Source organism: Cellulomonas sp. P1_G12_2, assembly GCF_056405535.1.
The window spans coordinates 1,551,003-1,572,211 of the sequence record NZ_JBFUBX010000001.1; the positions used below are offsets into that span (position 1 = coordinate 1,551,003).

Sequence of the window (21,209 nt, forward strand, 5' to 3'; positions counted from 1 at the left end):
CGTCGGGGAGGCCGGTCTCCACGACCGGCCGCCCCGGCGGGGGCGGGGGCGGGGCTCCCAGGAAGCGTCACATGCAGGCACCCGGGCTTCCGTGGATCCTGCCCGCGGTCGTCCTGGTCGTGGGCCTCGTCTACTTCTCCATCGGGTACACCGGGTACGTCTCCACGCTGGACTGGAACGGCTTCATCCTGAGCACCCCCGAGCACGTGGGGGCGAGCAACTACACCCAGATGGTCGCCGATCCCGTGTTCTGGCGAGCCATCTGGCACACGGCCTACTTCTTCGTCATCACGTTCACGGTGCAGACGCTGCTCGGGTTCGTGTTCGCCGCGCTGCTGCACTCGCGCCTGCGGCTGGGGGCGGTCTACAAGGTCCTCATCTTCGTGCCGACCGTCTTGGCCCCCGCCACCATGGCGCCGGTGTTCCGGCAGGTCTTCGACGCCGACGGCCAGTTCAACTGGCTCCTCGACCACCTCGGGCTGGACGCGCTCGCCAGGCCGTGGCTCGCGGAGCCGGGGACCGCGATGGCCGTCGTGATGGCGATCACGATCTGGCAGTGGACCGGTCTGACGTTCATCCTCTTCTACGCCGCGATGGGGCAGATCGACCCTGAGGTCCTCGAGGCCGCACGGATCGACGGGGCCGGGGCCGTCCGCACCCTGCGCTCGATCGTGTGGCCGATGTGCAAGGGCACGACGGCCGCGCTGGCGATGCTCGGGCTGATCGGCGCGCTCAAGACCTTCGACGTCCCGTACCTGGTCACCAAGGGCGGACCGAACCACGGGACCGAGTTCCTGGGCACGTACATCTACCAGACGATGGTGCAGGAGAAGCACTTCGGCTACGCGGCCGCGATCTCCGTCGCCCTCCTGGTCCTCGCCATCGGCGGAGGCGTGCTCATGAGCATCCGCAACCGCCGCGCCGAAGGGAGATAGCGCCGTGTTCGACACACGCCGTCGCAGCACCCGCATCGTGCTGCAGCTGATCGCCACCGTCCTCGTCCTGCCGTTCCTCGCGCCCCTGGTCGCGATGGTCGCGGGGTCGCTGGCCGGCCGCGGTATCGGCAACTACCAGAAGGTGTTCGCCACGGGGGTCGTCGGGACGTACTTCCGGAACAGCATCCTCATCGCGGCCGCAACGATCGCCATCGTCTACGTCTGCACCATGCTCGCCGCGTTCGGCTTCGCCAAGCTGCGGATCGCGGGCAAGGAGATCTGGTTCTGGATCCTCGTCGCCGCTCTGACCATGCCGGAGGCCGTGCTGCTCACGCCGCTGTTCGTCACCGCCTCGACGTTCGACATGTACAACGAGCTCATCGCGGTGATCCTGCCTCTGGCGGCGTTGCAGGTGCCCTTCACCGTCCTGCTGGCGCGCAACTTCCTGGCGGGCGTGCCCAACGAGCTCATGGAGGCCGCCCGCGTCGACGGCGCGAACATCCGGCAGGTGTTCTGGAGCATCGTGCTCCCGCTGACCCGTCCGATCGCCGCCGCGATCGTGGTGCTCACGCTCATCAACGCGTGGAACGCCTACCTGCTGCCGATGCTGATGCTCAACGACCCGGACAAGCAGGTGGTCACCCTGCTGCCGTCGTTCTTCACGAGCCAGTACACGAACGACCAGACGGGCGTGCTCGCCGCCGCGGTGATCACCGCCGTGCCCGTGATCGTGGCGTACCTGCTCCTGCAGAAGTACTTCGAGCGCGGCCTGGCGGCGGGGGCCCTGAAGTGAACGGACCCGGACCGACAGACACCCCGACCACGGAGGACCTCGCGATGACGCACGGAACCGGACAGCTGGACGGTCGGCTCGCGGTCGTCACCGCGGGGACGGCCGGGATCGGGCGCGCGGTGGCCGCGCGGTTCGTGGCCGAGGGGGCCGACGTGGTGGTCACGTCGCCGTCCCAGGAGCAGATCGACGACACCGTGGCCGACCTGGGGCCGCGCGTCACGGGCGTCCGAGGCGATGCGAGCAACCTCGCCGACCTCGACGTCCTGGCGGGGCTGCTGCGGGCCGCGGGCCGGCCGGTGGATGTGCTCGTGGCCAACGCCGGCCGCGACGTCGTCCCCACCGACGTCGCGGAGACGTCCGCCGAAGCGTTCGACACCGTCGCCGACCTGAACTTCCGCGGCACGTTCTTCACCGTGCAGAAGGTCGTCCCCCTGATGCGCGACGGCGGCACGATCGTGCTCACGTCGTCGATCGCGGGACACAACGGTGGCCCCGGCCATGCGGTCTACAACGCGACCAAGGCTGCGGTGCGATCGCTCGCCAGGACCGTGACCGCGGAGCTGCGCACGCGGCGCATCCGCGCCAACGCGATCAGTCCGGGTCCGACCGCGACCGCCGGGTTCGCCCAGTTCACCGGGGGCAGCGAGGACGTCGAGCGTGACGTCGTCGCGATGATCCCGGTCGGTCGGGTCGGGCGCCCCGAGGAGGTCGCGGCGGCGGTGCTGTTCCTCGCCTCGGACGAGTCGAGCTACGTCGCCGGCGCCGAGCTGGTGGTCGACGGCGGGATGAGCCAGGTCTGACCGCTGGTCGGTCGCCGCACGACGCCGCCGGGTCCCGGCGGCGCACAGGACAGTCGAGAGGAAGTACGTCTGGTGCACGATCCAGTGAGATTTGCCGTCATCGGGAGCGGTTGGCGCTCCGAGTTCCACCTCCGGGTCGCTCAGGCGGCCCCGGACCGGCTGCAGGTGGTGGGTGTCGTCACGCAGTCGGCGGCCGAGGGGGAGCGCATCACGGCGCGGTGGGGTGTACCCAGTGTGCAGAGCATCTCCGACGTGCTGGCGCTCGAGCCGGAGTTCGTCGTGGCAGCCGTGTCGTGGCCGGCGATGCCGGACGTGGTGCGCGAGCTCGTCGCCGCCGGGGTGGACGTCCTGGCGGAGACGCCGCCGGCCCCCGACCTGGAGGGTCTGCGCTCGCTGTGGCAGGACGTCGGCGAGTCCGGGCTGGTGCAGGTGGGGGAGCAGTACGCGCTCATGCCCGGCCACGCGTCCCGGCTCGCCGTCGTGCGAGAGGGGGTGATCGGCGCCGCGACGTCGGTGGAGATCGCCTCCACGCACCTCTACCACGCGGTCTCGCTGGTGCGGGCGTTCCTGGACGTCGACATGGACGACACGACGGTCACGGCACGCACGTTCCAGGCGCCGCTGGTGGACCCGCTGACCTTCGACGGCTGGGTCACCGATCCGCAGCCTTCGCCCCGGACCACGACGATCGCGACGCTGGACTTCGGCGACGGGCGTATGGGCCTGTACGACTTCGTCGACAACCAGTGGTGGAACCCGCTGCGCAGCCGCCGGATCGTCGTGCGTGGCTCTCTCGGCGAGATCGTCGACGACACCGTCACACGGCTCACCCCGGCCGGGCCGGTCACCTCGCCGATCGTCTACCGCCGCACCGGTGTGGACATGAACCTCGAGGGCAACGACGTCGTGCACGCCTCGTTCGACGGACGCGTCGTCTACACGAACCCCTGGGTCGGCACCCGGCTCTCCGAGGACGACATCGCGGTCGCCAGCCACCTGGCGGCGATGGGTCGATGGGTCCGGGGTGAGGGGTCCGCGCCCTACCCGCTCGCGCAAGCCTGCCAGGACCACGCGCTGGGCCTGGCCATCGAAGAGTCCGCACGTACCGGCGCGGACGTCCGCGTCGCCAAGGAGGTCTGGGTCTGATGCCGCTCGTCACGATCGAGGTCGCGGACACCGTCCCGGCCGCCACGCGGCGGGCCTACGCCGACGCCGTCAACGCCGGGCTCGTCGAGGGTCTGGGCATGGACGTCGAGGACCGGTTCCAGGTGATCCACCCGCTGCCGGCCGACGGCATCATCGCCGACCCCCACTACCTCGGGGGCGAGCGCCGCGACGTCGTCTACATCCGCATCCTCATGGTCCGCATGTACGGCGTCGCGCAGAAGCGGGCCATGTACGAGGCCGTCGCCAGGCACCTCGAGGCGGAGGGCGTCCGGCCGGACGACGTGTTCATCGCCGTGACGGAGAACCAGCTCGAGGACTGGTACCCGGGCGCGCGCGGGGCCCGCGAGAGCCACTGACGACGAGATCGGACGAGAGACGATGACGACTCAGGTGCAGGACGCGACGGACCGTGCCGTGGCGCTGCTCGCGGGGATGACGCTCGAGGAGAAGCTGGCGCAGCTCGTCGGTGTCTGGGTCGATGCCGGCTCGGGCGAGGGCGTCGCGCCGATGCAGGCGGCGATGGTCGACGACTCCCCGCCGTTCGAGGAGTTCGCCCGTCACGGCATCGGGCAGATCACGCGGTTCTACGGCACGGCACCCGTGGAGCCCGTTGCTGCCGCGCGATCGCTGCGCGAGCGGCAGCGCTGGCTCGTCGAGCACACACGGACCGGCATCCCCGCGGTCGTGCACGAGGAGTGCCTGACGGGGTTGGCGGCGTGGCGGGCCACGACGTTCCCGGCTCCCCTCATGTGGGGGGCGTCGTTCGACCCCGACCTCGTGCGCGAGATGGGACGAGCGATCGGGGCGTCCATGCGGTCGCTCGGCGTCCATCAGGGGCTCGCCCCGGTACTCGACGTCGTTCGCGACGCGCGCTGGGGTCGCGTCGAGGAGTGCATCGGTGAGGACCCCTATCTCGTCGGGTCGGTGGCGACCGGCTACGTCCAGGGCCTGCAGGACGCGGGAGTCGTCGCGACGCTCAAGCACTTCGTCGGGTACTCGGCATCCCGCGCCGGCCGCAACCTGGCCCCGGTGCACGCCGGTCCCCGCGAGGTCGCCGACGTCCTGCTGCCGCCGTTCGAGATGGCGGTCCTGGACGGCGGCGCCCGATCGGTCATGCACTCGTACGCCGAGGTCGACGGCCTGCCCGCCGCCGCCGACTCGGCCCTGCTGACAGGCATCCTGCGGGAGCGCTGGGGGTTCGACGGCGTCGTGGTCGCCGACTACTTCGGTGTGGCGTTCCTCCAGTCTCTCCACGGCGTGGCGGCCGATCTCGGGGACGCGGCCGCGCAGGCACTGACCGCTGGCGTCGACGTCGAGCTGCCCACGGGCAATGCCTACCTCGCGCCGCTGGAGGTCGCCGTGCGCGCCGGAGTCGTCGACGAGGCCCTCGTCGACCGCGCCGTCGTGCGCGTGCTGCGGCAGAAGGCCGAGCTCGGGCTCCTCGACTCGCGGTTCGACGAGCCGGAGCCCGACCCGGGGACCCTCGACCCGGTCGAGCACCGCGCGCTCGCCGCACGGATCGCCCAGGAGGGCGTGATCCTGCTCTCGAACGACGGCACGCTCCCGCTTGCGCCGACCGCCCGCCTGGCGGTGATCGGCCCGAACGCCGACCGTGCGACGGCACTGTTCGGCTGCTACTCGTTCGCCAACCACGTCCTGGTCCATCACCCCGAGGTGCAGCTCGGCATCGACGTGCCTACCGTCCTGGACGCCCTGCGCACCGAGCGGCCGAGCACCCACGTCGTGTTCGCCGAGGGGTGCACGGTGGACGGACCCGACCGCACGGGCATCCCGGACGCCGTGGCGGCTGCGCGCGACGCGGACGTCGCCGTCGTGGTGGTGGGCGACCGTGCGGGGCTCTTCGGGCGTGGCACGTCGGGAGAGGGCTGCGACGCGGACGACCTCGAGCTGCCCGGCGTGCAGCGAGAGCTGGTCGAGGCCGTGCTGCAGACTGGTACGCCCGTCGTCCTCGTGCTGGTGACCGGTCGCCCGTACGCCGTGGGGTGGGCCCTCGACTCCTGCGCGGCCGTGGTGCAGGCCTTCTTCCCGGGCGAGGAGGGCGGGGCGGCCATCGCGGGCGTCCTCAGCGGGCGGGTCAACCCGTCGGGTCGGCTTCCGGTCAGCATCCCGCGCTCGGGCGACACCCAGCCGTACTCCTACCTGCACCCGCCGCTGGGCGCCTTGTCGTCGGTCTCGAACCTCGACCCCACGCCCGCCCGCCCGTTCGGTTTCGGCCTCTCGTACACCACGTTCGTGCACCAGGACCTGACGGTCGCGGCGCCTGTCGCCACCGACGGCATGATCGAGGTCAGCGTCCGCGTGACCAACACCGGTGACCGGGCGGGTGCGGATGTCGTCCAGCTCTACGGCCACGACCCCGTCGCGTCGATCACGCGACCGGTCGCGCAGCTGCTGGGGTACGCGCGGCTCGAGCTGGATCCGGGCGAGACGGCGGTGGTCCGGCTCTCGGTGCCCACGCAGCGGCTGGCGTTCAGCGGGCGTGACCTGGTCCGGGCCGTCGAGCCCGGGGTCGTCGAGCTGTGGGTCGGCGCGTCGTGCGAGGTGCGCGAGACCGAGGCGGCGGTCGAGCTCACCGGCGACGTGCACCGGGTCACCACGGCGGACCCACGGCAGGTGCGCGTCCGCATCGACCGCCGGTGATCGCGCGGGCCCCGGCGCTCCGGTCGGTGCGCACGTGAGGGCCACCATCAATGACGTCGCGCGGCAGTCCGGTGTCTCGATCACGACGGTCTCGCGGGTGCTCAACGACCGCGCGGGGGTGTCCACGTCGACCGCGGTCCGGGTGCGTCAGGTGATGCGGCGTCTCGAGTTCGAGCCGAGCCTCGCCGCGAGGTCCCTGCGTTCCGCCCGTGCCGGCGTCGTCGGGCTGCTGGTCGCGGAGTTCGACTCCTTCAGCTGCGAGATCCTTCAGGGCGCCTCCGCGGCGTTGGCCACCACGGAGTACGGGTTGCTCGCCCTCACCAGCCGGCCACGGTCGCCATTCGTGCCTGGCTGGGAGCAGCGGGGAATCTCCGCGCTGGGGAGCACGCTGATCGACGGCCTGATCATCGTCGCGCCGACGATGCCCGACCCGCGACGCCACATCCCGGTGGTGGCCATCGAGCACCACGCGCGGCCCGAGGGCATGGCGACGGTCGACTCCGACAGCTTCGCCGGGGCGGTCCGCGCCACGAGACATCTCGTTGCGCTCGGCCACGAGCGCGTCGGGTTCCTGGGCGGGAGCCCCGAGGTCGCGTCGTCGCGGCTGCGCGAGGCGGGCTTCCGGTCCGCGATGGCCGGCGCGGGGATCGAGGTCGATCCTCGGCTGGTGGCGGTCGGCGGGTTCCGACGGGAGCTGGCCGTCGGACCGGCGATCCGGATGCTGTCCGCGCGACGACCACCGACCGCCATCTTCGCAGCCAACGACCTGTCGGCGCTCGGAGTGATGGACGCGGCGGCCCGCCTCGGGGTCCGCGTCCCCGACGAGCTCTCCGTCGTCGGTTACGACGACATCCCGGAAGCGGGCCAGACACACCCTCCGCTCACGACAGTGAGCCAGCCCCTGCGCCGGATGGGCGCCGAGGCGGTCCTGCTCCTGCTGCGTCTCCTCGGCGCCGATCCGCCGACGATCGGTCACGTGCACCTGCCGACGGAGCTGGTCGCGCGCGGGTCGAGCGCGCCGCCGCGGCCCGCTGCTCCCGAGGCGGAGCGGCTCAGCCGGCGTCGGCCGGCATGACGACCTCGACTCCTGCGGACTCCAGCGCGGCTGCGAGGTCCTGCGGCGGGGGAGCGTCGGTCACCAGGTAGTCCGCGCGGCCCAGCTCGGCGATCTGCGCGAACAGCCGGCGGCCGAACTTGCTGGAGTCGGCGAGGACGGCGACCTTGGCGGACCGGTCCATCATCGCGCTCATCATCGCGGCCTCGCCGAGGTTGCTGGTGGAGTAGCCCGCGTCGGCGCTGACCGCCCCGACGCCGATGAGCGCGAGATCGCAGCGGATGTCGCGGTCCGCGCCGCTCTCGGTGGGGAACGCGACGGCGCCGATGGTGCCCTGCGCGCTCAGCCGGACGACGCCACCGAACACGTAGAGGTCGCGGAACGCGAGCGGGTTGATCTCGGTCGGCATGCGCAGCGAGTTGGTCGCGACCGTGAGATCCCGGTGCTCGGAGAGGTGGCGCGCGACCGCCAGCGTCGTCGTGCCGGCATTGATCATGAGCGCGGCCCCGTCGCGCACCAGGCCCGCGGCCAGCGCGCCGATCTGGTCCTTCGCCGACGTCTGCAGGCGCAGGCGGACATCCACGCCGGTGTCCGGGCGGGGGACGGCCTGCGGGCTGATCGCGCCGCCGTGCGTGCGGATGAGGACACCGTCGGCGTCGAGGGCGTCGAGGTCGCGCCGGATGGTGTCGGCGGAGACGTCGAACCGCTCGGCGAGGTTGGCGACGGTCACCTGTCCCTGCTCGGCGACGTACGCCGCGAGGTCGGCCTTGCGGCCCGCGGGGAGGCGCCGTGACGTGCCGTCGGTGGTCGCTGACATGGGAGTACTGAAGCACACGTTTGCGGGTTTGTGCGAGAACTCGCAGGCCCGCACGAGCGGGGTACAGGCGTCCTCTATCAGACGTCTGCCCAGTTCAGATGCGAACCAGCAGGTAGATCTCGTGCCGAGGCACGCTCGGCCCTCAGGTCACGGAGTGGTTGCGAGTCGCAAGCACGGCTTGACGACGCAGATCCACGGGTCTACGTTGGCGGAAACACGCAGAAGTGCGCAGACAGTCGCACGAAGCGGCAGATTCCGAGGATGGGGAGAGTCATGAGCAAGGGCGCTCACGTTGGACGCTTCATTGCACTCACCGGTGTTACGGCACTCGCGCTCGCGGCCTGCTCAGGGGGCGGCGGGTCCAGCTCGGACGGCGACGGCGACTCGGGGGGTGACGTCACTCTCGAGTTCTCGCAGTGGTGGGAGCCCGAGCTCCCCGACGGCGCCTTCCGCGAGCTGATGGACAAGTTCGAGGCCGAGAACCCCGGCATCACGGTCGACCTGCTGTCAGGCCCGTACGCCTCCACCAAGGAGCAGGTGGTCGCGGGCGCGGCCGCCGGCACCATGTCGGACGTCGTCGGCCTCGACGGCGCGTGGGTCAGCGACTTCGCCGACCAGGGCGCGATCACCGACCTGTCCGCGGTCATGTCGGAGGCGGGCTACGACGAGTCGCAGCTGGCCAGCCAGGTCCAGGTCGACGGCAAGACGTACATGATCCCGGTGGTGAACTTCGTCTATCCGATGTTCACCAACGACGACCTGCTGGCCCAGGCCGGCGTGACGGCACCGCCCACCAACCGCTCGGAGTTCGCGGACGCCGCGGCCAAGGTCACCAGCGGCGAAGCCCACGGATGGGTGCTCCCGCTCTCGCTCGAGGCTCCCAACGGGATCCAGAACGACGTCATGTCGTGGGTGTGGGCGTCCGGCGGCTCGATGCTCAAGGACGGCCAGCCCGCACTCACGGACAACGAGGACGTCACCAGCGCCACGGACTACATCCAGGACCTGTGGGACGCCGGCGTCATCGCCCCCGGCTCCTTCACCATGAAGGAGCAGGACAAGGTCGAGGAGTTCAGCAACGGCCGGGTCGGCATGATGATCGACTCGCTCGCCCACGTGAACCTGATCCGCGAGTCCAACCCGGACCTGAACTTCAGCATCTCGGCGATCCCGGCCGAGGACGGGTACACCGGCGAGCGCGGCATCCCCTACGCCTCGTGGGGCATCGGCATCGCCGAGAACTCGGAGCACAAGGCCGAGGCGTTCAAGCTCGTCGAGTTCCTCATGAGCGAGGAGACCAACAGCGAGCTGTCGTCGATCGCCAACGCGTTCCCCGGCAACACGACCTCCGTCCCCGACTTCGTCGAGGAGGACGAGCTGTTCGGCACCGCGTTCGAGATCTACCAGTCGGGCTTCCCGGCCAACGAGTTCACCGGCCTGCCCGTGGCCGAGCAGCTCATGCGCGACTTCGGCGAGGAGTTCCAGAAGGCGCTCGACGGCCAGCAGTCGATGCAGGACGCGCTTGCCGCGGCCCAGACCAAGTGGGAAGAGGAGTTCTAGGCCACCAGCCCGGAACACCCGGGCCGCGCCGGACACGCCTCCGGCGCGGCCCACCCCCTCAGGGAGAGAGCCCCGTGTCCATGTCACAGACCACCAGCCCCGAAGCGGAGGCCCGGCCCACCAAGGCCGCCCCGCCCCCGGGTGCAGACTCCGCCCGGACGCGCACCATCGGCCGGATCAAGCGCACGCTGACGCCCTACGGATTCCTCAGCCCCACCGGCGTCCTCCTGATCATCCTGATGGTCACGCCGATCATCATGGTCGTCAGCTACTCGCTGCTCGACCGGGTGATCACCAACAAGAACCCCGCGTTCGTCGGCTTCGAGAACTACGTCGAGGTGCTCACCGACCCGGTGTTCTTCACCGCGGTGCGCAACACGCTCGTGTTCACCATCTCGTCGGTGGTCGTGCACTTCGTGATCGGCCTGGCGTTCGCCCTGCTGCTGAACTCGCCCCTGCTGGGCAACCGGAGCAAGGCGTTCTTCCGGGTGCTCTACATCCTCCCGTGGCTGTTCACGGTGGCGATCGTGGCGGTGCTGTGGCGGCTGCTGCTCAGCCCGAACGGGGTCATCAACTACCTGCTCGGCACCACCGGGATCACCGACGGCAACACCGAGTGGCTGGCCAACCCGTCGACCGCGCTGGCGGCCGTCACGTTCATCAACATCTGGTCGGGCTACCCGTTCTTCATGATCTCGCTGCTGGCCGGCCTGCAGGGCATTCCCCGCGACCTGTACGAGGCGGCGAAGGTCGACGGCGCGGGCGCACTGGCGCAGTTCCGCAACGTCACGCTCCCGCAGCTGAAGCCGATCATCATCTCGATGGCGCTCCTGGACTTCATCTGGACGACGCAGCAGTTCGCGCTCATCTGGATGACGACCGGTGGAGGACCCATCAACTCCACCGAGGTGCTCTCCACGTTCACGTACAAGCTCGCGTTCACCGAGTACGAGTTCTCCGTCGCCTCCGCGTCCGCGGTCCTCGTGCTCCTCATGTCGATGGTTCTCGCGTTCTTCTACGTGCGGCACCAGAAGGCGAGGGACTGAGATGACCACGCTGGCCACCCCGGCGGTCACCGCGGAGCGCCCCGCGCTGCGCACACCGCCCAAGCACACCGGCAAGAAGGTGGCGATCGTCGCCGCCCTGGTCCTCGGCGCCTGCTTCTCGGCGCTGCCCGTGGTGTGGATGCTCTCCAGCTCGTTCAAGTCGAACCCGGAGATCTTCGAGTTCCCGCCGCGCCTGATCACGCCCGGCTTCTCGTTCGACGCGTACACGACGATCCTCACCGACCCGACCAAGCTGCGGTTCTTCTTCAACAGCTACGTCATCGCGCTCGCGGTGACCGCCCTGTCGCTGATCGTCGCGGTACACGCGGCGTACGCGTTCAGCCGGTACGAGTTCTGGGGCAAGAAGACCATCAACGTGGTCGTCGTCTCCGTCCAGGCCGTCCCGCCCATCACGTTGCTGATCCCGTACTTCGGGCTCGTCGTGGCGCTCAAGCTCTACAACACCTACCAGGGCCTGATCCTCACCTACATGGTGTTCACGCTGCCTTACGCGATCATCATGATGACGGGCTATTTCAACACGCTCCCCAAGGAATTGGACGAGGCCGTCAAGGTGGACGGGGCCGGTCCGCTGACCGCATTGTGGCGCATTCTCATGCCCATCTCGGTGCCCGGTCTGGTGTCGGTCGGCGTGTACACGTTCATGATCTGCTGGAACGAGTTCCTGTTCGCGCTCACGCTGACCAGGACCGAAGACATGCGCACGGTTCCCATCGGCATCCAGCTCCTCATGGGCCAGCACTCGTACGAATGGAACGAGATGATGGCGATGAGCATTCTCGGGTGCATTCCCGTGCTGCTCCTCTTCCTCTTCTTCCAGCGCTACTTCATCGGGGGGATGACCGCCGGCGCYGTGAAGATCTAGTACCCCCCAATCCTCAGAAACACACACACAGGAAAGTTGACACACCATGTTGATGAACGGCCGAGACCTGCTCGCGGTGGCGAACGAGAATTACTTCGCCATCCCCGCCTTCAACATCAGCGACTACGCGATGGGCAAGGGGATCTTCGAGATCTCCGAGAAGCTGAACGCCCCGCTGATCGTGGCGATCCACCCCGACGAGGTCTCGCACATCGGTGGTGACGCGCTCGCCGCGCTCATCCAGCGCGCGCACCGGTCGTCGGTGCCGGTCGCGATCCACTGGGACCACGGCGGCACCTACGAGCAGGTGCTCCTGGCGATCCAGCTCGGGTTCACGTCGGCCATGATCGACGCGTCGATGCAGCCGTTCGAGGACAACGTCGCGATCACCAAGAAGGTCGTCGACACCGCGCACGCGGTCGGCCTGTCGGTCGAGGGCGAGCTGGGCACCATCGGCAAGCTCGACGAGCAGGCGGAGGACGGCGTGCTCGTCGACCAGATCGCGTTCACCGACCCCGCCGAGGCCGTCGAGTACGTCCAGCGCACCGGCGTGGACAGCCTCGCGATCGCCATCGGCACCGCGCACGGCCTGTACCCGAAGCACGTGACCCCCCAGCTGAAGCTCGACCTGCTGCAGGAGATCAAGGCGCTCCTGCCCATCCCGCTGGTGCTGCACGGCGGCTCGGGCAACCCGGACGACGAGATCGGTCAGTCGGTCAAGCTCGGGGTCAACAAGATCAACATCTCGAGCGACATCAAGGTGGCGTACCACGACAAGATGCGGGAGGTCCTGGCGGACACCTCGCTGCGTGAGCCCAACTCGATCCAGCCGCCGTGCATCGCCGCGATGCAGGAGGTCGCCGCGCAGAAGATCCACCTGTTCGACGCGGCCGGCAAGGCCGACCTGTACTGATCACCCGCACGACCACGACACGAGGAGCAGGCGACCGATGAGCACGAGGTTCGTGCTGGGCATGGGCGGCACGGTGGACTACGAGATCCGCTGGGACGCGGCCGTGCTGGAGCAGCTGGCCGCGGAGCACCGGATCGGTCCTGAGGACCTCGACCTGGCGGCCCCGGTCGAGTCGGTGCGCGACCTCGTGCGGAGCCTGCTCGCATTCGTCCGCGACGGTGTCGGGGGAGAGCGGTTCGTCGCCTCCTCCGACATCGTCGAGGAGCTCGCCGCGCGCTTCACCAAGGAGGTCACGCTCGGGGGGACGTGCGTGCGGGCGGCGATCGCGATGGATGTGCTCGGGGTGCCGAGCACGATGCACCTGGTCTCGATCGACGACAACGTCCGTCGGCTGCTGCCCGCGTCGGTCGACTACGTGTCGAGCGCCGAGCGCGACTCCCTCGACCCGCACCTGATCGTGCAGTACCCCGCCGGGGCGCGGGTGCGGGTGGGTGACGCCGAGCTGGTGGCCCCGCACCCCAACCGGATCATCTACGCCAACGACCCGCCACACCGCGAGCTGCGCATCGCCGCCGACCTGCCGGAGGCGCTGCGCACGGCGGACGTCTTCCTGCTCTCGTCCTTCAACGTCATCCAGGACCCGGCCACCCTGGAGTCCCGCCTGACGCAGGTGCGCGAGGCCATGCGCGTGCTCCCGCCGGACGCCCTCGTCGTGTTCGAGGACGCGGGCTACCACGTACCGGCGCTGAGCCGGCGGGTCCGCGACGAGATGGTGTGGGCCGCCGACGTCTACAGCCTGAACGAGGACGAGATGCAGGCCTACCTCGGCCGCCCGGTGGACCTGCTCGACGCGCCCACGGTGGCGAAGGCCGTGGAGGAGCTGCACGCGCTCGTCCCCGCGCCGACGCTCGTGGTGCACACCAAGTACTGGGCGCTCGCGGTCGGGCAGCGGGCGGTCGCGCTGCGTCCGGCCCTCGTCGGGGGGATCACGATGGCCAGCACCCGGTACCGGCTGGGGGACGGGTTCACCGCGGACGACTACGCCGCCACGCGCGCCATGACCGCACCGGCGGTGGGGCAGCGGGTCGCCGCCGAGGTGGCGGACCTGCTGGGCGCCGACGCGTGCGTGGTGCCCGCGCTCGACCTGAGCGACGTCGCGGCGCCGACGACGATCGGGCTCGGCGACTCGTTCGTCGGCGGCTTCCTCGCAGCGCTGGACCGGCGATGACCGCCTGGGCCGAGCTGACCGACGACGGCCGGATCTCCCAGCCGGAGGCGCTCGCGAGCGTCGAGGTGCGGGGTGGCGTGATCGCCGTGCGGCTGGCCGGAGGCCTCGCGTTCGACGTCCTGCCGGACCGTGGCCTCGACCTCGGTGCCACGTGGTGGGGTTCGACGCCGGTCGCGTGGCGCTCCCCGAACCCCGTCGACCCGGGCCCGGGGAGGGACTGGGAGTCGCGCTTCCTCGGCGGGCTGCTCGCCACGTGCGGTCCCGACAACATCGGCGAGCCGCGCGGGTCGTCGGGCCAGCACGGCACCCACCACCTCACTCCTGCGACCGACGTGCACTGGTCGCGGGAGCGGCTGGGGGACGCCTGGCAGGTGTGCGTGACGGGCACGGTCGCGCACACCTCGCTGGGTGGTCCACGCATCCTGGTCGAGCGGTCGATCCTGGCGACGACCGGTGTCCCGGCGGTCGAGGTCAGCGACGTCGTCCGCAACGTCGGGGACGAGCCGGTCGGCGTCCCGCTGCTCTACCACGTCAACCTCGGCGCGCCGCTCCTGCGCCCCGGTGCGCGCCTGCACGTCGACGCGGACGAGTGGGTGGTCCGCGAACCGCTCCCGGAGGGTCGGCACCCGCTGGTCACCCCGGAGCCGGCGCCCGGTCTCGCGCCCGTGGTCGCCGAGCACCTCGGCGTGCGGGGCGCGCGTGCGACGCTCGTCGGCGACGAGGAGCTCCCCGACGTCGTCGTCACCTGGACCGGCGCGACACTGCCCCGGCTGTGCACCTGGAGCTGGCCCGCCCGTGGCGCGTACGTGCTCGGCGTCGAGCCCACCAACGCGCCCCTGTTCGGCCCGGCGCGGGACCAGCCGCACGCCGGCGCCCCCGTGCTCGAGCCCGGCGCGACCTGGCGCACGGGTGTCCGCATCGCGATCGAAGGGCTCTGATGAAGCCGCTCTACCTGCCCGCCAACCAGCCTGCCGACCGGTTCTACGCCGGGGGACGTCAGATCGCCCAGTTCCGCGGCGCCGGACCGGCGGCCAGCCACGAGCCCGAGGACTGGGTGGGATCGGCGACCTGCGTGTTCGGGCAGGAACCGGTCGGCCTGACCGTGCTCCCCGACGGCCGGCTGCTCCGCGACGCGGTCGACGCCGACCCGGTGGACTGGCTGGGCGCCGAGCACGTCGCCGCGTTCGGCTCCGACCCGGCCCTGCTGGTCAAGCTGCTCGACGCCGGTCAGCGTCTGCCGGTGCACGCGCACCCGGACGTCCCGTTCGCCGCCGAGCACCTCGGGCTCGCGCACGGCAAGACCGAGGCGTGGGTGGTGCTCGAGCCCGCCCGCGTGCACCTGGGGTTCACGCGGGACGTCGGCGTCGACGAGCTGGCCGGCTGGGTGCGGACGCAGGACACCGACGCGATGCTCGACGCGATGCACGTGCTCGACCTCGACGCCGGCGACGCGGTGCTGGTCCCCGCCGGCCTCCCGCACGCGATCGGCGAGGGTGCGTTCGTCGTCGAGCTCCAGGAGCCGACCGACCTGTCGATCCTGCTGGAGTGGTCCGGGTTCGAGATCGACGGGGCCGCCGACGGGCACCTCGGGCTGGGGTTCGACGTCGCGCTCGCGGCGGTGGACCGGCGCGGTTGGACCGCCGACGAGATCGCCCGGCTGCGGGGCGCGACCGCGGCGTCGTCGGGGGACCTGCTCCCGGAGGCGTCGGCGTTCTTCCGGGTGGAGCGGTGGACCGGTGCGCGTGCGCTCGACGCCGGTCTCGCGGTGCTCGTCGTCGTCGCGGGCGACGGAGTCGTCGTGGCGGGTGGGGAGTCGTCGCCGCTGCGGTCCGGTCAGACGGTCCTGCTCCCCGCCGCCGTCGGGCCGGTCGCGCTCGAGGGCGGCGATCTCCAGGTGGTCGTCTGCCGCCCGCCGCGGCCCTGACCTGCGAGTTCACCGACTCGCGTTGCACTCTCACCCGTTCGGTCGAACGATGGGCGGCACGGGGGATGCTCCGGCCGACGTCAAGGTGAACAGCGAAGTTCGACCGAGGGACGGCAGAGATGCTCAGCTCACGACGCACATGGATGGGAGCCGGCGGCGCCGCGGTGCTTGCGGCCGGGCTGGTGACGGGCGGGGTCGCGACGGGCGGTGACGGCGTCGACCGCGGACGCGGCAACGACCGCGTGGTGGCCAAGAACGTGATCTTCATGGTCGGCGACGGCCTGAGCATCGCGGCGAGGGAGGCCACGCGGCTCGCGACCGTCGGTCAGGACGGCCAGCTGGAGATGGACTCGCTGCGGTACGCGGGGTGGACGCACACCGACTCGGCGGACCCGGAGGAGGCGGTCACCGACTCCGCCGCCGGTGCGACGGCGTTCGCCGCGGGCGTGCGCACGTACAACGGGGCCGTGTCCGTGGATGTCGACGGCACCCCGGTGAAGACGCTGCTCGAGTACGCGAACGATCTGCGCAAGTCGACGGGACTGGTGTCGACGGCGCAGGTGACGGACGCCACACCCGCCGCGTTCGGCTCGCACGTGCCCGACCGCGGCGACCAGAGCGAGATCGCGCGCCAGTTCATCGAGGTCACGCAGCCGGACGTCATCCTCGGCGGCGGCGAGGACTGGTGGTACCCCGTGGGCGATCCGGGGGCCTACCCGGACGACCCGGCGGACCCGCGTCCGGAGGTGAGCAAGAGCACCATCGGCAACCTGGTCGAGCTGGCCGAGGGTGCCGGCTACGACTACGTCAGCACCCCTGCGGAGCTCGCGGCGACGGACTCCGAGAAGATCCTCGGGCTGTTCGCCAACGAGGAGATGTTCGAGCAGTTCCCCGAGGGGCAGGGCGACGAGTACGCGCCGGTGGTGCCGCTGACGGACATGACGGCGAAGGCCCTCGAGGTGCTCTCCCAGGACCGGCGGGGCTTCTTCCTCCTGGTCGAGGAGGAGGCCATCGACGAGATGGAGCACGCCAACAACGCCGCGCTCACCCTGAAGGCCGGTCAGGCCCTCGACGCCACGGTGGCCCTGGTCCGGCAGTTCGCCGCGTCGCACCCCGGCACCCTGGTCGTCGTGGTCGGTGACCACGAGACCGGTGGGCTGGCCATCGAGAACGTCTCGTCGAGCGACGAGTCGGGCGACCCGACGAGCACCGTCCCCGGCGTCCTGCAGAGTCTCGAGGACGGGCCGTTCCCGATCGCGAACAGCGACCTGCAGTTCACGATCGACTGGACGACGAGCGGGCACACGGGCGCCGCGACGCCGCTGACCGCCGAGGGGCCGGGGGCCGAGCGGCTGGCGCGGTCGCAGGACAACACCGACGTGTTCACGGTGGTCCTGGACGCGATGCGCGGCCGGCGCTGACGCACGACGAGGGCGGCTGTGCAGACGTGCAGCCGCCCTCGTCGTCCGTGCTCAGGACTGGAGGAACTCCAGCAGGTCCGCGTTGATCGTCGCGGCCTCGGTGGTCGGCATACCGTGCGGGAACCCGGGATAGGTCTTCAGGGTGCCGTTCTGCAGCAGCTGCGCTGAGAGCGGTGCGGAGTCGGCGTAGGGGACCACCTGGTCGTCGTCGCCGTGCATGACGAGCACGGGGACGGTGATCTTCTTCAGGTCCTCGGTGAAGTCGGTCTGCGAGAACGCGACGATGCCGTCGTAGTGCGCCTTGGCGCCGCCCATCATCCCCTGGCGCCACCAGTTCTCGATGATCGCCTCGGACGGGTCGCGGCCGGGCCGGTTGAAGCCGTAGAACTCGGTGGCGGCCAGGGCCCGGTAGAAGTTCGACCGGTTGGTGGCCACCTGCTCCTGCAGCCCGTCGAACACGGCCTTCGGCAGGCCACCGGGGTTGGCGTCGGTCTGGACCATGATCGGCGGCACCGCGCTGATCAGGACCGCCTTGGCGACGCGGCTCTCGCCGTGCCGGGCGATGTAGTGCACGACCTCGCCGCCGCCGGTGGAGTGGCCGATGTGGACGGCGTCGTGCAGGTCGAGGTGCTCGGTCAGGGCGGCCAGGTCGTCGGCGTAGTGGTCCATGTCGTGGCCGTCGCTCGTCTGCGTGGACCGGCCGTGGCCGCGGCGGTCGTGCGCGATGACGCGGTAGCCGTGCTGGAGGAAGAACAGCAGCTGGGTGTCCCAGTCGTCGGCCGAGAGCGGCCAGCCGTGGCTGAAGACGAGCGGCTGTCCTGACCCCCAGTCCTTGTAGAAGATCTTGGTGCCGTCGGTCGTCGTGATCGTGCCCATGGGTGACCCTCCGGGAGCTCGGGAACGGTCATCCGAGACTAAGCGGGCACCGCCCGGTTGCCTAGGTCACCCGCTGCCGGACGAGCTCCACGATGCGGCCGGCGTTCAGCGTCCAGCCGACTCCGAACACGCGCGGGCTGATCACGTGGGCGCCCTCGGGGTCCCACATGCGCTCCTTGAACCGCGCCACCGTCGGCACCCGGAAGTCGTAGGGGACGAACCCCGCCACCTGGCCGTGCCACTCGCGCTCCTCCGCGGGGCGCCGCAGCTCCTTGACCACGGCGGCGACGGCCAGGGCCAGGGTGATCAGGCGGATCAGCTTCTGGAGGTCGAGCCCACTGCTGTCCTCGTCGTGCGTTGCCATGTCGACTCCTTCGTTGGACCTCTCCTGATCAGCGCGCAGCCTCGAGCACCTCGCGCAGCCTGGCGGCGAACGCCTCCGGCTGCCCCGGCTGCCCGTACTCGTCGCCCAGGAACCCGCCGTGGTTGCTGGGGAAGACGGTGAGCTCCTGGTCGAGCTCGTCGGCGAGCGCGGACGAGGTGCGCCAGGTGAGCGTGCCCGTGCTCTCGATGCCGGCGGCGACCACCACGCGCGTCGACGCCGCGGTGAGCGCCGGGACGTCCGGCTGGTAGGCCGTGATCGCGTTGGAGATGCCGGACAGCAGCGGGTCGGCGCGGGACCCGTCGTCGCCGGTCGGCAGACCGAAGCCGGCCGGGTCGGGCAGCTCGGAGCCGAAGTCGTCGGTGAGCTCGCCCTCCCAGGACGTCAGCGCGATGAACGCCGCCATGCCCGCGCCCCAGCCGCGCTGGTGGTACGCGTCCTGGACCTTCTTCTCCGCGGAGAACGCCTCCTGGGCATCCGGCAGCACGCCCAGCAGGGGCGGCTCGTGCGCGACGAAGGTGCGGACGTCGTCGGGGTGCGCGGAGACCAGGTGCAGCCCGGTGACCGCGCCCCCGCTGCTGCCGAGGAGGTCGACGGTCCCGCCGAGCTCGGCGATGAGCCGGTGCAGGTCGTCGGCCTGCTGCTGCGGGGTGTTCGCGGTCTCACCGTCGCTGCGCGTGCTCCGGCCGAGGCCACGCGGGTCGTACGTGACCACGGTCCGGTCCGGGAAGTACGAGGCGAGCGTGCCGAACCCGGACGCGTCCATGGGCTGCGCGATGAGCAGCAGCGGCGGGCGGCCGTCCGCCGGGGGGAGCGGGCCGCGGACGTCATAGGTGAGCGTGGCTCCGGGCACGTCCAGGGTGTGGGTCGTGGCGGTCGTCATGTGATCCTCCGGATGCGGTCGAGGCCCCTGCCAGTATCGGGGCCCCGACCGCGTCCGGTCGAGGGTCAGGGCAGCAGCAGCCGCACCGCCTGGGTGGTTCCGGCGCTGCTCAGCGACCATGTGCCGTCGTCCGTCGGGCTCAGGGTCCAGGTGCCGCACCCCGTGTGGACGAGCCGGAGGTCCGTGCCGAGGCAACCGCCCCGCTCGGTGGTGCGCACGGTGTACCCGGCGGTCCCGGCCACCGGCTCGAGGACCCACGTCTGACGGGCGCGCTCGTCGCGCGGCCGGAACGTGACCGCACCCGTGTGCGCGCGCGGCGCGGTGAGGGTCGTCTGGTCCGTCGGGTCGGCCAGCAGCACCTCGCCGACGGGCTCGAACCGGAACTGCTGGTCCGCGCCGCCGGTCGGGGAGCTGATCGCGAGGTTGCTGCCCGCGACGGGACCGCCCTGGACCGTCCACGCCCGGTTGCCGGGCAGGATGCTGGCCACGGTGGTCCAGCCGTCGCCCGCGGCGGAGAAGCTCCAGCGCTGGCAGTAGTTGTTCGGCAGGAACCCGAGCCAGCCCCACTGGGCCACGTTGCCACCGTCGACGTTGGTGCAGGCGCCCACCTCGGCCACGTTGTTGCTGAACCGGTTGAGGATCCGGGTGCCGGTGCCACGGTCGGACAGCTGCCACTGCTGGCACGCGTTGTCGAGGTCGGTCCAGAGCGCGATGTTGGCGCCCTCGTAGCCGCAGCCGGCGTTCTCGACGACCGCGGTGCCGTCGCGCGGGACGATCTGCACGAAGGGATCGCCGTGGCCGATCGCGCGGCTCGGGTTGATCGGGTCGCTGATCACCGGCCACCCGTCCCGTCCCCAGGTGAGCTTCCGGACGTTCAGGCGGGGTGCGCCGCCGTCCGTCGCGTCGTAGTAGTGGTTCACGAAGTACCCGGTGCGGCCGTTCTTGTCCATCAGCAGGTCGCCGCCGCCGGCGCCGACGAACTCGTTGTAGCCGCGCAGGACCTCGGTGCCGCCCTTGGCGTCGAGCAGCGGCACGCCGTCGGCGTCGACGTACGGGCCGGTCAGGCTCGGCGAGCGGCCGACCATGGTCCGGTAGTCGCTCTCCACGCTGCGGCAGCAGTAGTCCCAGGACACGAACAGGTAGTAGTAGCCGTCGTGGAACGCGATCGTCGGGTTCTCCTCGGCGTTCGGCGGGAACGCGCGACGGGCGATCGCGACGGGCTGCTCGCCGGCGACCGGCGTGCCGGTCGTGGCGTCGAGCGGCACGAGGTGGATGCCGGAGAAGAACGAGCCGAACGAGAGCCAGGTGCCGCCGTCGGCGTCCGTGACGAGGTTCGGGTCGATGGCGTTGAACGTGTCGACGCCCGGCTGCGAGCGGACGACGAGGCCCTGGTCCTCCCACCGCGGGTTCGCCAAGGTCGGCGAGGTGAGCAGTCCGATGACCGAGTTGTTGGTGCCGAACTGGGAGACTGCGTAGTACAGCCGCCACTCGGTGCCGGACCAGCTGAGGTCGGGCGCCCAGGCGTCGCGCGGCGCCTCCGTCACGCCGAGCGACTCGAGGACCCAGGCCGGCAGCTCGGTGAGCACGGGCCCGAGCTCCTCCCAGTGCACCAGGTCGCGGGAGCGCTTGAGCGGGAGGTAGGTGTCGTCGAACGCGGCGTCACCGGTGATCGCGACGTAGTACCAGCCCTTCTCCTTGACCATCGTCGGGTCGTGCGCGATGGGGTCGACCGGGCGGGTGGCCGGCGACGGGGTGTGTCCACCGGCGGTCGCCGCGGTGGCGGGGGCGACCAGCCCGAGCAGGGCGGCGATCACCAGCAGGACCAGGGACAGGGGCGTGCGTCTCATCGGAAATCCTCGTCTT

20 protein-coding genes are annotated in these 21,209 nt (G+C 70.9%); 15 read left to right on the top strand and 5 right to left on the bottom strand.

From position 1 onward, the window contains the following. Positions 1-71 precede the first annotated feature (71 nt). The 7 genes from AC1DXT_RS07285 to AC1DXT_RS07315 all read left to right on the top strand — a co-directional run bounded on the left by AC1DXT_RS07285 (position 72) and on the right by AC1DXT_RS07315 (position 7,431). Positions 72-935 (top strand): carbohydrate ABC transporter permease, encoded by an 864-nt coding sequence (locus AC1DXT_RS07285; RefSeq protein WP_477060658.1) that lies wholly within the window; start codon positions 72-74, stop codon positions 933-935. Between the two features lie 4 nt (positions 936-939). Further along, complete coding sequence (locus AC1DXT_RS07290) at positions 940-1,728, top strand: carbohydrate ABC transporter permease (RefSeq protein ID WP_477060659.1); 789 nt, start codon at positions 940-942, stop codon at positions 1,726-1,728. A gap of 44 nt (positions 1,729-1,772) precedes the next feature. Beyond that, entirely contained in the window at positions 1,773-2,528 is a 756-nt protein-coding gene (locus tag AC1DXT_RS07295) for an SDR family NAD(P)-dependent oxidoreductase (RefSeq protein WP_477060660.1), read from the top strand. A gap of 72 nt (positions 2,529-2,600) precedes the next feature. Beyond that, positions 2,601-3,674 (top strand): Gfo/Idh/MocA family protein, encoded by a 1,074-nt coding sequence (locus AC1DXT_RS07300; RefSeq protein ID WP_477060661.1) that lies wholly within the window; start codon positions 2,601-2,603, stop codon positions 3,672-3,674. Further along, a complete protein-coding gene (locus AC1DXT_RS07305; protein ID WP_477060662.1) occupies positions 3,674-4,051 on the top strand; it encodes a tautomerase family protein in 378 nt (125 codons plus the stop codon). The genes AC1DXT_RS07300 and AC1DXT_RS07305 overlap by 1 nt, the downstream gene beginning before the upstream one ends. A 22-nt stretch (positions 4,052-4,073) precedes the next feature. Then, on the top strand, positions 4,074-6,356 hold the full coding sequence (locus AC1DXT_RS07310) for a beta-xylosidase/alpha-l-arabinosidase (RefSeq protein ID WP_477060663.1): 2,283 nt from the start codon (positions 4,074-4,076) through the stop codon (positions 6,354-6,356). Positions 6,357-6,390: 34 nt separating this feature from the next. Continuing rightward, complete coding sequence (locus AC1DXT_RS07315; RefSeq protein WP_477060664.1) at positions 6,391-7,431, top strand: LacI family DNA-binding transcriptional regulator; 1,041 nt, start codon at positions 6,391-6,393, stop codon at positions 7,429-7,431. On the opposite strand, the gene AC1DXT_RS07320 is transcribed toward AC1DXT_RS07315, so the two are convergent. Continuing rightward, on the bottom strand, positions 7,409-8,227 hold the full coding sequence (locus AC1DXT_RS07320) for a DeoR/GlpR family DNA-binding transcription regulator (RefSeq protein WP_477060665.1): 819 nt from the start codon (positions 8,225-8,227) through the stop codon (positions 7,409-7,411). The two genes, AC1DXT_RS07315 and AC1DXT_RS07320, sit on opposite strands and share 23 nt — an antisense overlap. A 273-nt stretch (positions 8,228-8,500) precedes the next feature. On the opposite strand from AC1DXT_RS07320, the gene AC1DXT_RS07325 reads away from it, so the two are divergent. The 8 genes from AC1DXT_RS07325 (at position 8,501) to AC1DXT_RS07360 (ending at position 17,205) form a co-directional block, all read left to right on the top strand. Continuing rightward, positions 8,501-9,787, top strand: a complete 1,287-nt coding sequence (locus AC1DXT_RS07325) for an ABC transporter substrate-binding protein (protein WP_477060666.1) — start codon at positions 8,501-8,503, stop codon at positions 9,785-9,787. Positions 9,788-9,867: 80 nt separating this feature from the next. Next, a complete protein-coding gene (locus tag AC1DXT_RS07330; RefSeq protein WP_477060826.1) occupies positions 9,868-10,833 on the top strand; it encodes a carbohydrate ABC transporter permease in 966 nt (321 codons plus the stop codon). A 1-nt stretch (position 10,834) separates the two neighbouring features. Further along, the gene (locus AC1DXT_RS07335; RefSeq protein WP_477060667.1) at positions 10,835-11,719 is read left to right on the top strand and encodes a carbohydrate ABC transporter permease; all 885 of its coding nucleotides are present in this window, start codon (positions 10,835-10,837) and stop codon (positions 11,717-11,719) included. 52 nt (positions 11,720-11,771) lie between these two features. After that, entirely contained in the window at positions 11,772-12,632 is an 861-nt protein-coding gene (locus tag AC1DXT_RS07340) for a ketose-bisphosphate aldolase (protein WP_477060668.1), read from the top strand. Positions 12,633-12,669: 37 nt separating this feature from the next. Next, positions 12,670-13,860 carry an ADP-dependent glucokinase/phosphofructokinase gene (locus tag AC1DXT_RS07345; protein ID WP_477060669.1) on the top strand — a complete coding sequence of 397 codons (1,191 nt, stop codon included), beginning with the start codon at positions 12,670-12,672 and terminating at the stop codon, positions 13,858-13,860. Continuing rightward, positions 13,857-14,798 (top strand): DUF4432 family protein, encoded by a 942-nt coding sequence (locus AC1DXT_RS07350; RefSeq protein ID WP_477060670.1) that lies wholly within the window; start codon positions 13,857-13,859, stop codon positions 14,796-14,798. The genes AC1DXT_RS07345 and AC1DXT_RS07350 overlap by 4 nt, the downstream gene beginning before the upstream one ends. Next, positions 14,798-15,784 carry a class I mannose-6-phosphate isomerase gene (locus AC1DXT_RS07355; RefSeq protein ID WP_477060671.1) on the top strand — a complete coding sequence of 329 codons (987 nt, stop codon included), beginning with the start codon at positions 14,798-14,800 and terminating at the stop codon, positions 15,782-15,784. The genes AC1DXT_RS07350 and AC1DXT_RS07355 overlap by 1 nt, the downstream gene beginning before the upstream one ends. 143 nt (positions 15,785-15,927) lie before the next feature. Next, positions 15,928-17,205 carry an alkaline phosphatase gene (locus AC1DXT_RS07360; RefSeq protein WP_477060672.1) on the top strand — a complete coding sequence of 426 codons (1,278 nt, stop codon included), beginning with the start codon at positions 15,928-15,930 and terminating at the stop codon, positions 17,203-17,205. A 51-nt stretch (positions 17,206-17,256) separates the two neighbouring features. Here AC1DXT_RS07360 and AC1DXT_RS07365 read toward each other — a convergent pair whose 3' ends face one another. The 4 genes from AC1DXT_RS07365 to AC1DXT_RS07380 all read right to left on the bottom strand — a co-directional run bounded on the left by AC1DXT_RS07365 (position 17,257) and on the right by AC1DXT_RS07380 (position 21,193). After that, the gene (locus AC1DXT_RS07365) at positions 17,257-18,081 is read right to left on the bottom strand and encodes an alpha/beta fold hydrolase (RefSeq protein ID WP_477060673.1); all 825 of its coding nucleotides are present in this window, start codon (positions 18,079-18,081) and stop codon (positions 17,257-17,259) included. 61 nt (positions 18,082-18,142) lie between these two features. Beyond that, positions 18,143-18,445: a DUF5808 domain-containing protein gene (locus tag AC1DXT_RS07370; RefSeq protein WP_477060674.1), complete on the bottom strand. Its 303-nt coding sequence runs from the start codon at positions 18,443-18,445 to the stop codon at positions 18,143-18,145. A 28-nt stretch (positions 18,446-18,473) separates the two neighbouring features. Beyond that, positions 18,474-19,346 carry an alpha/beta fold hydrolase gene (locus AC1DXT_RS07375; protein WP_477060675.1) on the bottom strand — a complete coding sequence of 291 codons (873 nt, stop codon included), beginning with the start codon at positions 19,344-19,346 and terminating at the stop codon, positions 18,474-18,476. Between the two features lie 65 nt (positions 19,347-19,411). Further along, complete coding sequence (locus AC1DXT_RS07380; RefSeq protein ID WP_477060676.1) at positions 19,412-21,193, bottom strand: family 43 glycosylhydrolase; 1,782 nt, start codon at positions 21,191-21,193, stop codon at positions 19,412-19,414. Positions 21,194-21,209: the final 16 nt, after the last annotated feature.